The sequence below is a fragment of the Pseudomonas cedrina subsp. cedrina genome (genome assembly GCF_001983175.1).
Taxonomy (GTDB): Bacteria; Pseudomonadota; Gammaproteobacteria; order Pseudomonadales; family Pseudomonadaceae; genus Aquipseudomonas; species Aquipseudomonas cedrina.
Genome location: NZ_MNPW01000030.1, coordinates 1 through 10,721, shown reverse-complemented (window position 1 = coordinate 10,721; position 10,721 = coordinate 1). Strand labels below are relative to the sequence as shown.

Sequence of the window (10,721 nt, the reverse complement as noted above, 5' to 3'; positions counted from 1 at the left end):
GGCTTGTCCCGCGCTGGGCTGCGAAGCAGCCCCAAACCAGGCGACCGGATTCTACCTGAAGCTCGGCGATGCCTTTATTGGGGCGGCTTCGCCACCCAGCGCGGGACAAGCCCGCTCACTACAGGGATACTTTTCAGTCGTTGAGAGTTGTGTAGATACCTATGGCTATCGCAGGCAAGCCAGCTCCCACAGGGATAAGCATTTCAAAGTTGGTTGAGCGGGATCTTCAGGTAGGTCACACCATTCGCTTCCGCCGGCGGCATATTCCCCGCCCGCACATTCACTTGGATCGCCGGCAACAATAATGTCGGCATTCCCAGCCCGGCGTCACGGCGGGTACGCATTTCGACAAACGCCGCTTCATCGATGCCGTCATGCACATGGATATTCCCCGCCCGCTGCTCCTTCACGGTGGTCCGGCACTTGGCCTCGCGCCCCTCTGGCGGGTAGTCATGGCATACATACAGCTCAGTTTCCAAAGGATAGGCCAGCAACTTGCGCATCGACGCATACAGCTGCCGCGCATCCCCGCCGGGAAAATCACAGCGCGCCGTGCCCACGTCCGGCATGAACAGCGTGTCGCCCACCAGGATCAAGCGGTCGTCGATCAAATAGGCCATGTCCGCTGGCGTATGCCCTGGCACGTGCAGCGCCTGGGCCTTGATGTTGCCGATATGAAACACCTCATCCGGCGCAAACAAGTGATCGAACTGCGAGCCGTCCACGCGAAACTCCGGCTCCAGGTTGAACAGGTTCTTGAACACGTCCTGCACTTTGCTGATGGACTGGCCAATGGCGATCTTGCCGCCCAGCGTGCGCCGCAGGTAAGGCGCGGCGGACAGGTGATCGGCATGGGCGTGGGTTTCCAGCAGCCACTGCACCTGCAGCCGATGTTCGCGCACGTAGGCGATCACCTTGTCGGCCTGGCGCGTGTCGGTGCGGCCCGACGCCGGGTCGTAATTGAGCACCGAGTCGACGATGGCACAGGGGCCATCATCGGCCTCGTGCAGCACGTAGGTGTAGGTCGACGATGCCTCGTCCAGAAAGGCTTGAATCAACGCGGGCATGGCGGCGGTCCTTGGTGGTGGATTGCGGCTTACATTCGAGATGTTTTCCACATAGGCTTGCGAGCTTAAGGGAAAAAAACGGTCCGAGGCAAAGGATCGACCTGTAACGGGACGTGACGCCACACGGCAACGCCCCTTGTGTGCATTGACGATAAAAGGCGATAGACCATGACCGAACAACACTGGGGCCCAACCATCAGTGGCGATATCGTCGTCATCGGCGGCGGCTCGGCGGGCATCGGCCTGCTGGCCAGCCTGCTCAAGCGCGACCCCGGACTGAATATCACCCTGATCGAACCCAACGAACACCACTATTATCAACCCGCCTGGACTTTGGTGGGCGGCGGCGCCTACGACGTGAAAAAGACCCGCCGTCCGCTGGCTGACGTGCTGCCCAATGGCGTCACCTGGGTGCAGGCCGCCGTCACCGAGGTGCTGCCGGACGAGCACACCCTGGTTCTCGACAGCGGCCAGCGCGTCAGTTGGCAGCACCTGATCGTTTGCCCCGGCCTGCGCCTGGCCTGGGAGAAGGTTGAAGGGCTGCAAGACACCCTTGGCCAAAACGGTGTCACCTCCAACTACAGTTACCAGCACGCCGCCTACACCTGGCAGTTGGTGCAGCAGCTCAAGGGCGGCAAGGTGATCTTCACGCAGCCGGCCATGCCGATCAAATGCGCGGGCGCGCCGCAAAAAGCCTTGTACCTGTCCTGCGATCACTGGCTCAGGCAGGGTGTTCTTAAAAATATCGACGTTGAATTCAACCTGGCCGGCGCCGCGCTGTTCGGCGTGGCGACCTTCGTGCCGCCGTTGATGAAATACGTGGAGAAATACAACGCGCGCCTGGCGTTCAATGCCAATCTGGTGAAAGTCGACGGCCCGGCCCGCAAGGCCTGGTTCGAGGTGAAGGACGCCGAGGGCAATGTCCGCGTCGAAGAAAAGTCCTTCGACCTGCTGCACGTGGTCCCACCGCAGGTATCCCCGGATTTCATCCGCCAAAGCCCCTTGGGCGACGCGGCCGGCTGGTGCGAAGTAAACCCCCACAGCCTGCAACATTTGCGCTACCCGCACATCTTCGGCCTGGGGGACGTATGCGGCACCACCAATGCCAAGACCGCCGCCGCCGTGCGCAAGCAGATCGTGGTGGTTGCCGAAAACCTGCTGGCGCTGCGCAAGCAGGCGCCGCTGCCGCTCAAGTACGACGGCTACGGCTCCTGCCCGTTGACGGTGGAGAAGGGCAAGGTGGTGTTGGCCGAGTTCGGCTACGGCGGCAAGCTGCTGCCGACCTTTCCCCTGGACCCGACCCAGGCACGGCGGTCGATGTGGTTCCTCAAGGCCACCTTGCTGCCGTGGTTCTACTGGAATGGCATGCTCAAGGGCCGCGAGTGGCTGACCCGTCTGAGCAAGGTGGACTGAATGCTGCTGGCCGGTGTGTTGGGATTATTGATGGGCTTGGTCATGGGCCTGACCGGCGCGGGCGGCGGCATCCTTGGGGTGCCGGCGCTGGTGCTGGGTCTGGGCCTGAGCATGACCCAGGCCGCGCCGGTGTCGCTGCTCGCCGTTGGCGCGGCGGCAGCGGTGGGCGCGCTTGATGGTTTGCGCCATGGCCTGGTGCGCTACCGCGCCGCGTTGTTGATCGCGTTGCTCGGCGCCCTGTTTTCGCCGGTGGGGGTGTTTTTCGCCCACCAATTGCCGGAAGCCGTGCTGATGGGCCTGTTCAGCGCGTTGATGGTGCTGGTGGCGTTGCGCATGTTGCGGCGGGAAAAACGTGAAGCCGGGCCGAGTGACCATGGCACCGCATCCTGGGCCCAAAAGAACTGCATGCTCGACCAGCAGACCGGGCGCTTCGCCTGGACCGCCAAATGCAGCGCGACCCTGGCGGCCCTCGGCGCGGTGACGGGTGCGGTGTCGGGTTTGCTCGGCGTGGGCGGTGGTTTCCTGATTGTGCCGGCGTTCAAGCAACTCACCGATGTGCAGATGCGCGGCATTGTCGCCACGTCCCTGATGGTGATCAGCCTGCTTTCGCTCATCGGCGTGGCCGGCGCGTTCCATGCCGGCGTGCGCATCGAGCCGCTGGGCTGGGTGTTTATCGGCGCAAGCGTCGTCGGCATGCTGGCCGGGCGACGCCTGGGTTCGGTGATCCCCGCGCGCGCCTTGCAGGTGGGGTTTGCCAGTTTGTGTGTGGTGGTAGCGGCTGGAATGCTGTTCAACGCCTTGCGCTGAACCTGTGGGAGCGGGCTTGTTGTGGCGAGCGGGCTTGCCCCGCGTTGGGGTGCGAAGCGCCCCCAATGAAGACGAACCCGGTGTATCAGACACTCCTCTGCGCCTGGTTTTGGGGCTGCTTCGCAGCCCAACGCGGGGCAAGCCCGCTCGCCACAACAAGCCCCGCTCGCCATAGAGGGCAGCACCAACGTCTGCCGTCAGGCCTGCTCCAGCTGGGCCAGCCGTTCTTCAAGCGCTGCAATCCGCGCTTCCAGTTCTTCGATGCGCTCTGCCGAAACCCCGGCCCCGCGCTCGATGGGGCTGCCCCGCGCCGACAGGATCGCTTCGATATCGGCCGGATCCCCCAGCGCATGGGTATAGCGATCTTCGCGCTGCCCCGCCTGACGTGGCACCAGCAACGCCAGCCCCCGCGCAATCAGGCGCTCCAGTTGATGCACCACCTGTTCGGCATCCTCGAAGTCGTGCATGCGCCCGCTGCGTGTCAACAGTTCATTGACGGTCTGTGGGCCGCGCAAAAACAGCAGCCCGGTGAGGATCACCTGCGCCGGCACCAGTTCCAGGGCCTTGTCCACGCGATGCTCCCAGCGGTCGGCACGGCTGCCCATCACCAGGCGGGTAAAGCCTTGGCCCTCCAGCGCGCGCAGGCTCTGGCCCACCTGGCCCTGGCTCAGGTTCATGACCGGCTCGCGACTGGTCTTCTGGTTGCAGGCCAACACCAGGGCATTGAGGGTCAGGGGATAGGTTTCCGGGTTGGTCGCCTGTTTTTCGATCAGGCAGCCCAGGACGCGAATTTCCGTGCTGTTCAGGCGCGGCTCAGGGGTGTCGGTGTCGTGCTCGGCGGTCATCGCGCTTTCCCTATGCTGTGAACCCACTAGCGTAAGCCGGAAAAAATAAAAGACAAGCCGCTGGCGTGTCTATAATCGCCGCTGGTTCAAACCCTGCCATTATCCATGAGACTGCCATGACTATTTCCCTGTACGCCGCCTCCATCCCGGTCTTCAAGCAAATGCTCACCGCCTTGAGCGGTGTGTTGACCAAGGCCGAAGCCCACGCCAGCGCCAAGAACATCGAGCCGAACGCCTTGCTGCAGGCGCGCCTGTTCCCGGACATGTTCCAACTGGTGCGCCAGGTGCAGATCGCCGTCGACTTCGCCAAGGGCGTGTCCGCGCGCCTGGCCGAGATCGAAGTGCCGAAATATGAAGACACCGAAGTCACCTTTGCCGACCTGCAAGCGCTGATCGCCAAGGTCCTGGCGTTCGTCGACACCATCGCGCCTGAGCAGATCGACGGCAAGGAAGGCATCGAGATCGTCACTCGTCCAGGCACGCCAAAAGAGAAGCGCTTCAGCGGCCAATCCTACCTGCTGACCTACGGCCTGCCGCAGTTCTTCTTCCACGTCACCACCGCTTACGCCTTGCTGCGTCACAACGGTGTGGAAGTGGGCAAGCGCGATTACATGGGCGCGTTCTAAACTCCCATAACAAAACCGGGGCGGTTCGTTCAAGAACCGCCCCGGTTTTTTTATGCACGACGTTTAAGCCGGCTGTTCTTCCTTGCCCAGGCAAGCGGCCGCGGTGAACAGCACATCCGTGGACGAATTGAGCGCGGTTTCCGCCGAGTCCTGCAGCACGCCGATGATGAAGCCTACGGCCACCACCTGCATGGCGATTTCACTCGGAATGCCAAACAGGCTGCACGCCAATGGAATCAGCAGCAGCGAACCCCCCGCCACGCCCGACGCACCGCAGGCGCAGACGGCCGCGACCACGCTGAGCAGCACGGCGGTCGGCAGGTCGACGGCGATGCCCAGGGTATGCACGGCGGCCAGGGTCAGCACGGTGATGGTGATGGCGGCGCCGGCCATGTTGATGGTGGCACCCAGTGGGATCGACACCGAGTAGGTGTCTTCATGCAGGCCCAGGCGTTTGCTCAACGCCAGGTTGACCGGAATGTTCGCCGCCGAGCTGCGGGTAAAGAATGCGGTGATCCCGCTTTCGCGCAGGCACAGCAGCACCAGCGGGTAGGGGTTGCGGCGCAGCTTCCAGAACACGATGGCCGGGTTGACCACCAGCGCCACGAACAGCATGCAGCCGATCAGCACCACCAGCAGGTGAGCATAGCCGAGCAGGGCGCCGAAGCCGGAGGTGGCCAGGGTCGAGGCGACCAGGCCGAAAATGCCCAGCGGTGCGAAGCGGATCACCACACGCACGATCAGCGTGACGCCGTTGGACAGGTCGTCGAGCACGGTGCGGGTGGTTTCGCCCGCATGGCGAATGGCAATACCCATGCCGATGGCCCAGGCCAGAATGCCGATGAAATTGGCGTTCATCAGCGCGCTAATCGGGTTGTCCACCACGCTCAGCAGCAGACTTTGCAGCACCTCACCGATGCCGCCCGGCGCACTGACCGTCGTGTCGTGCGTGGCCAGTACCAGCGAGGAGGGGAACCACATGCTGGCAACCACCGCCACGACGGCAGCGGCAAAGGTGCCGAGCAGGTACAGGAACAGGATCGGCTTGATATGGGTTTCCTGGCCGTGCTTATGGTTGGCAATCGAGGCCATCACCAGCACAAACACCAGGATCGGTGCCACCGCCTTGAGCGCGGTCACAAAAAGTTTGCCGATAAACCCGGTGGCCTTGGCCGCCTCGGGCAGCAGCAAAGCCAGGAGGATGCCGGCGATCAAGCCGATGACGATTTGCGTGACCAGGCTGACGCGTGTCAGGCGCTGGAACAGGGAGGGGGCAGCAGTCATAAACAGTTGTCTCTGATTTTTTTAGTAGGACGCAGCATTGCAGGCAGAAAGCGCTGTAGGAAGCAGGCGCAAAGTCTAGCATGCTGTAGGACGCGTCCCGTTTGGTGCGGCATTCCGTCTCAAGCGCTCGTAGGGTTTCGCCAGGCGCCTGCTGGCGTCAGGGCAGGGTGGTGAACAACTCCCGGCGCGCACCTTCGGTAATCGCGACGATGCCGGGGTGCTTGACCTTGCGCTCCACCGAGATCGCGTAGAACGACTCGGTCACGGCAACGGTCTGGCCGATCAGTGCCACGCCGTACTGGCGCACCACCTCATCGGCGATCACGCTGGGGGCGATAAAGATCCCGCTGCCGGATTGACCGAATGCCTGCATCAAGGCGCTGTCATCGAATTCGCCGATGATCTTCGGTTGAATCTGCTGCTCGGCAAACCAGCGCTGCAGGCGGCTGCGCACCACGGTTTCCGCGCCGGGAATCAACAAGGGCGCACCGTGCAGGCACTGGGGGAATTCACCGCCGTAGGTGTCGGCCAAGGCCTGGGTGGCGAAAAAACTGATGCCGCATTCGCCCAGCTTCTGGCTGTAGCCCTTGATGTCCAGGTGGGTCGGCATGGGGCTGTCGGAAATCACCAGGTCCAGGCGTTGGATCGCCAGGTCGGCCAGCAGGCGTTCGAGTTTGTCCTCGCGGCAAGTGATGCGGATTGGCTCGCTCAGCTCCATGGTCGGCGCGATCAGCCGGTAGACGATGGACTTGGGCACCACATCCGCCACCCCAACGCGGAACAGAATCTGTTGCTCATCGGGTTGCGCCCGCAGCATGGCTTCCAATTCATTGCCGGTCTGGAACATGTGCTCGGCGTAGGGCAGGGCCTGGCGTCCGGCTTCGGTCAGCTCCAGCTGGCGACCGACGCGTTGAAACAGCGCGATACCAAAGGTCTGCTCCAGCAGGCTGATCTGCCCGCTGATGGTCTGGGGCGTGAGGTTGAGCTGCTCGCACGCGCGCACGATGCTGCCGGTTTTGGCCACCACCCAGAAGTAGTGCAATTGTCGGTAATTGAGCATAACGGTCATTACTTCGTAAAAATCGAAGTATACGCTAGAAAAATACGAATTTTCCTGAACTGTCAGCCTGCATAGAATGCCTCGCTATCGCGGGGCCACTATTTGGACCCAATGGTTCTAACGAGGAAATACATCATGAAACTCAATTCCCTGGGCGCGGCATCGCTGCTTGCGCTTTCATTGGTGATGATTGGCGGTTGCGATCAGGTCGAAAAAAGCGCACAGCAAGTGCTGGGCAAGGCGACCGAATCGGCCAAGCAAGCGATCGATGACACCCAGAAGGCCGCCGAGCAGGCATTGAGCGAAGCGACAAACGGCCTGATCAACCCGCAAAAAAAGGATGATCAGGAAGACGAAGCCTCAGAATCAAACAGTAAAGAAGCCTAATTTCCCGCACAACGTCAGGACTGACCTATGGACTACCTTTTACAACTGGCCGCCAGCCCCACCGCCTGGGTTGCCCTGGCGACCTTGATCGTCATGGAAATCGTACTGGGCATCGATAACCTGATCTTTATCTCGATCCTTACCAACAAGCTGCCCGAGAAGCACCGGGCCAAGGCGCGACGCATCGGTATCAGCATGGCGTTGATCCTGCGCCTGGGCCTGTTGAGCACCATCGCGTTTATCGTGCAACTGACCACGCCGGTGTTCGAAGTGTTCGGCCAGGGTTTCTCGTGGAAGGACATGATCCTGATCGCCGGTGGCCTGTTCCTGGTGTGGAAGGCGACCACCGAGATCCATCACAGCATGGACCCGGAGCCTGAAGAGAAAGCCAGCGTCGGCAATACGGTTGCCATCGGCTTTGCGGCGGCCATCGGGCAGATCCTGTTGCTCGACCTGGTGTTCTCCATCGACAGCATCATTACCGCCGTGGGCATGACCGAGCACTTGCCGATCATGATCATTGCCGTGGTGACCTCGGTGATCGTGATGCTGGTGGCGGCCGAGCCGTTGGCCAAGTTCATCAACGACAACCCCACCGTGGTGATGCTGGCCCTGGGCTTCCTGATCATGATCGGCATGACGCTGATCGCCGAAGGCTTCGGCGCCCATGTGCCTAAAGGCTACGTGTATGCGGCCATGGCGTTCTCGGCGGCGATCGAGTGCCTGAACATCGCCCGGCGCAACCGCCACAAGCGTTTGCTTGCCGCTCGGCAGTAACCGCTGACGCCAAAAGGCCGGCTGCGCTCACAAGAGCACAGCCGGCCTTTTGCTGTCTGGTAGAATTCGCGCACTTGATAGCGTGAGGTCCTACATGAACGAGCCGATTCGTCTTACCCAATACAGCCACGGCGCGGGATGTGGCTGCAAGATTTCGCCCCAGGTATTGGAGGTGATCCTCGCCGGCAGCGGTGCGCAGAACCTCGACCCCAAGCTGTGGGTGGGCAACGCCTCGCGCGACGATGCGGCGGTCTACGCCATTGACGACGAGCGCGGCGTGGTCTCCACCACTGACTTTTTCATGCCGATTGTCGATGACCCTTTCGACTTCGGGCGCATTGCCGCCACGAACGCCATCAGCGACATCTACGCCATGGGCGGCGAACCGTTGATGGCCATCGCCATTCTCGGCTGGCCGGTGAATGTGCTGGCGCCGGAAATTGCCCGGGAAGTGATCCGTGGCGGGCGTTCGGTGTGCGACGAAGCCGGCATTCCCCTGGCGGGCGGCCATTCCATCGACGCGCCGGAACCGATCTTCGGGCTGGCCGTGACCGGCATCGTGCAAAAGCGCCACATGAAGCGCAACGACACGGCCACCGCCGGTTGCCGGCTGTACCTGACCAAGCCGATCGGCATCGGCATCCTCACCACCGCCGAGAAGAAGGGCAAGTTGCGTGAGGCCGACATCGGCCTGGCCCGCGACTGGATGTGTACCCTGAACAAGCCGGGCAGCCGTTTCGGCAAACTGGCGGGTGTCACGGCAATGACCGACGTGACCGGCTTCGGCCTGCTGGGGCATCTGGTGGAAATGGCTGACGGCAGCGGTGTGACGGCACGCATCGAATATGCAAAGGTCCCACGCCTGCCGGGGATCGAGGACTACCTGGACCAGGGCTGCATGCCGGGCGGGACGCTGCGCAACTTCGACAGTTACGCGAGCAAGCTCGGGCGCCTGCAGGAGTTGCACAAGCGCGTGCTGTGCGACCCGCAGACCAGTGGCGGGCTGTTGATCGCGGTCACCCCCGAAGGCGACGCCGAGTTCCACGCCGTGGCCGCCGAACTCGGGCTGGCGCTTGAGTCTATCGGCGCGCTGGTTGAGCGACAGACCCACGCGGTAGAGGTGTTTTGATGGCAACTGACATCACCGACTATCGCGACATCTTCCTCAATGACCGGCCGATGATGGATACCCGCGCGCCGGTCGAATTCATCAAAGGCGCCTTTCCAGGCGTGGTCAACCTGCCCCTGATGACCGATGACGAGCGCCAGCGCGTCGGCACCTGCTACAAGCAGCAAGGGCAGCAGGCGGCCATCGTGTTGGGGCATGAGCTGGTGTCCGGGGCGATCAAGGCCGAGCGCATCGAACAGTGGGCGCAGTTCGCCCAGGACCATCCCGAGGGCTACTTGTATTGCTTTCGTGGCGGTTTGCGTTCGCAGATCGTGCAGCAATGGCTCAAGACCGAGGCGGGCATTGAATACCCGCGTGTCGGCGGCGGCTACAAGGCCATGCGCGGCTTTTTGCTGGACACCGTCGAGCGCGCCGCCACCGAGTGTGATTTCGTGCTGCTGGGCGGCATGACCGGCACCGGCAAGACCGAAGTGCTCGGCCAGTTGCGTAACGCGCTGGATCTGGAAGGCCACGCCAACCATCGTGGTTCCAGCTTTGGCAAGCGCGCCACGGCGCAGCCGTCCAACATCGACTTCGAAAACCGCCTGGCGGTGGACCTGCTGAAAAAACGCGCGGCGGGTATCGAGCAGTTCGTGGTCGAGGACGAAAGCCGCATGATCGGCAGCTGTGCGCTGCCATTGCCGCTGCACAAGGGCATGCAGTCATTCCCCATGGTATGGCTGGAAGACAGCGTCGAAGGGCGGGTCGAGCGGATCCTGCGCGATTACGTCGTGGACCTGTGTGCGGAGTTCGTGCAGGTGTTCGGCGAGCAGGGACAGGCCGTGTTTGCCGAACGCCTGACGCAGAGCCTGGCCAACATCCACAAGCGCCTGGGCGGTGAGCGTTTCCAGCGGTTGCAGGCGGTCATGCAGGACGCCCTGGCCGAACAGGCGCGCAGCGGTGCGGTGGATTTGCACCGGGTCTGGATTGAAGGGTTATTGCGCGAGTATTACGACCCTATGTACGCGTTCCAGCGTGAAAGCAAAGGCGCGCGCATCGAATTTGCAGGGGAGCAGGGTGCGGTGGTGGAGTATTTGCGCGAAAGAATGGGGTGATCTTTCTGACGCCATCGCAGGCAAGCCAGCTCCCACCTTCGACTGCGTTCACAGTTCAAAATGTGGGAGCTGGCTTGCCTGCGATGAGCATGGGTACCTACACAACTTTGTAGTGAGCGGGCTTGTCCCGCGCTGGGTGGCGAAGCCGCCCCAATAAATACTCCGCAGAGTTCCAGATAAATCCAAGTCGCCTGGTTTGGGGCCGCTTCGCAGCCCAGCGCGGGACAAGCCC

12 protein-coding genes are annotated in these 10,721 nt (G+C 62.3%); 8 read left to right on the top strand and 4 right to left on the bottom strand.

Going from position 1 to position 10,721, the window contains the following annotated elements:
- Window positions 1–217 (top strand): hypothetical protein (locus tag BLL36_RS31190; protein ID WP_211279883.1); only part of this gene is annotated, 217 nt, incomplete at its 5' end.
- Here BLL36_RS31190 and BLL36_RS29740 read toward each other — a convergent pair.
- Window positions 204–1,067, bottom strand: coding sequence for an MBL fold metallo-hydrolase (locus BLL36_RS29740; RefSeq protein ID WP_076955156.1), 864 nt, complete (start codon window positions 1,065–1,067; stop codon window positions 204–206). The two genes, BLL36_RS31190 and BLL36_RS29740, sit on opposite strands and share 14 nt — an antisense overlap.
- Window positions 1,068–1,235: 168 nt before the next feature.
- Here BLL36_RS29740 and BLL36_RS29735 point away from each other — a divergent pair, with 168 nt between their 5' ends.
- Window positions 1,236–2,480: an NAD(P)/FAD-dependent oxidoreductase gene (locus BLL36_RS29735; RefSeq protein ID WP_076955155.1), complete on the top strand. Its 1,245-nt coding sequence runs from the start codon at window positions 1,236–1,238 to the stop codon at window positions 2,478–2,480.
- Window positions 2,481–3,287: a sulfite exporter TauE/SafE family protein gene (locus BLL36_RS29730; RefSeq protein ID WP_076955154.1), complete on the top strand. Its 807-nt coding sequence runs from the start codon at window positions 2,481–2,483 to the stop codon at window positions 3,285–3,287. It begins immediately after the preceding gene.
- Window positions 3,288–3,484: 197 nt separating this feature from the next.
- Here BLL36_RS29730 and BLL36_RS29725 read toward each other — a convergent pair whose 3' ends face one another.
- The gene (locus tag BLL36_RS29725; RefSeq protein ID WP_076955153.1) at window positions 3,485–4,132 is read right to left on the bottom strand and encodes a YceH family protein; all 648 of its coding nucleotides are present in this window, start codon (window positions 4,130–4,132) and stop codon (window positions 3,485–3,487) included.
- A 116-nt stretch (window positions 4,133–4,248) separates the two neighbouring features.
- Between BLL36_RS29725 and BLL36_RS29720 the strand changes: the two genes are divergently transcribed.
- Entirely contained in the window at window positions 4,249–4,758 is a 510-nt protein-coding gene (locus tag BLL36_RS29720; protein ID WP_076955152.1) for a DUF1993 domain-containing protein, read from the top strand.
- Between the two features lie 63 nt (window positions 4,759–4,821).
- Here the strand turns inward: BLL36_RS29720 and sstT are convergent, their stop codons facing one another.
- Window positions 4,822–6,042, bottom strand: coding sequence for a serine/threonine transporter SstT (gene sstT, locus BLL36_RS29715; RefSeq protein WP_076955151.1), 1,221 nt, complete (start codon window positions 6,040–6,042; stop codon window positions 4,822–4,824).
- Between the two features lie 157 nt (window positions 6,043–6,199).
- Window positions 6,200–7,102 (bottom strand): transcriptional activator NhaR, encoded by a 903-nt coding sequence (gene nhaR, locus BLL36_RS29710; RefSeq protein WP_076955150.1) that lies wholly within the window; start codon window positions 7,100–7,102, stop codon window positions 6,200–6,202.
- Window positions 7,103–7,237: 135 nt separating this feature from the next.
- On the opposite strand from nhaR, the gene BLL36_RS29705 reads away from it, so the two are divergent.
- From BLL36_RS29705 to mnmH, 4 genes are all read left to right on the top strand, one after another.
- The gene (locus BLL36_RS29705) at window positions 7,238–7,489 is read left to right on the top strand and encodes a hypothetical protein (protein ID WP_076955149.1); all 252 of its coding nucleotides are present in this window, start codon (window positions 7,238–7,240) and stop codon (window positions 7,487–7,489) included.
- A gap of 27 nt (window positions 7,490–7,516) precedes the next feature.
- Complete coding sequence (locus tag BLL36_RS29700; protein WP_064055477.1) at window positions 7,517–8,266, top strand: TerC family protein; 750 nt, start codon at window positions 7,517–7,519, stop codon at window positions 8,264–8,266.
- 94 nt (window positions 8,267–8,360) lie between these two features.
- Window positions 8,361–9,395 carry a selenide, water dikinase SelD gene (gene selD, locus BLL36_RS29695; protein ID WP_076955148.1) on the top strand — a complete coding sequence of 345 codons (1,035 nt, stop codon included), beginning with the start codon at window positions 8,361–8,363 and terminating at the stop codon, window positions 9,393–9,395.
- The gene (gene mnmH, locus BLL36_RS29690) at window positions 9,395–10,489 is read left to right on the top strand and encodes a tRNA 2-selenouridine(34) synthase MnmH (RefSeq protein ID WP_076955147.1); all 1,095 of its coding nucleotides are present in this window, start codon (window positions 9,395–9,397) and stop codon (window positions 10,487–10,489) included. The genes selD and mnmH overlap by 1 nt, the downstream gene beginning before the upstream one ends.
- Window positions 10,490–10,721: the final 232 nt, after the last annotated feature.

Bases quoted from the DNA above. Each gene is read 5' to 3' on its own strand.
- BLL36_RS29740 (WP_076955156.1), bottom strand. From the start codon at position 1,067: ATGCCCGCGTTGATTCAAGCCTTTCTGGACGAGGCATCGTCGACCTAC.
- BLL36_RS29735 (WP_076955155.1), top strand. From the start codon at position 1,236: ATGACCGAACAACACTGGGGCCCAACCATCAGTGGCGATATCGTCGTC.
- BLL36_RS29730 (WP_076955154.1), top strand. From the start codon at position 2,481: ATGCTGCTGGCCGGTGTGTTGGGATTATTGATGGGCTTGGTCATGGGC.
- BLL36_RS29725 (WP_076955153.1), bottom strand. From the start codon at position 4,132: ATGACCGCCGAGCACGACACCGACACCCCTGAGCCGCGCCTGAACAGC.
- BLL36_RS29720 (WP_076955152.1), top strand. From the start codon at position 4,249: ATGACTATTTCCCTGTACGCCGCCTCCATCCCGGTCTTCAAGCAAATG.
- sstT (WP_076955151.1), bottom strand. From the start codon at position 6,042: ATGACTGCTGCCCCCTCCCTGTTCCAGCGCCTGACACGCGTCAGCCTG.
- nhaR (WP_076955150.1), bottom strand. From the start codon at position 7,102: ATGCTCAATTACCGACAATTGCACTACTTCTGGGTGGTGGCCAAAACC.
- BLL36_RS29705 (WP_076955149.1), top strand. From the start codon at position 7,238: ATGAAACTCAATTCCCTGGGCGCGGCATCGCTGCTTGCGCTTTCATTG.
- BLL36_RS29700 (WP_064055477.1), top strand. From the start codon at position 7,517: ATGGACTACCTTTTACAACTGGCCGCCAGCCCCACCGCCTGGGTTGCC.
- selD (WP_076955148.1), top strand. From the start codon at position 8,361: ATGAACGAGCCGATTCGTCTTACCCAATACAGCCACGGCGCGGGATGT.
- mnmH (WP_076955147.1), top strand. From the start codon at position 9,395: ATGGCAACTGACATCACCGACTATCGCGACATCTTCCTCAATGACCGG.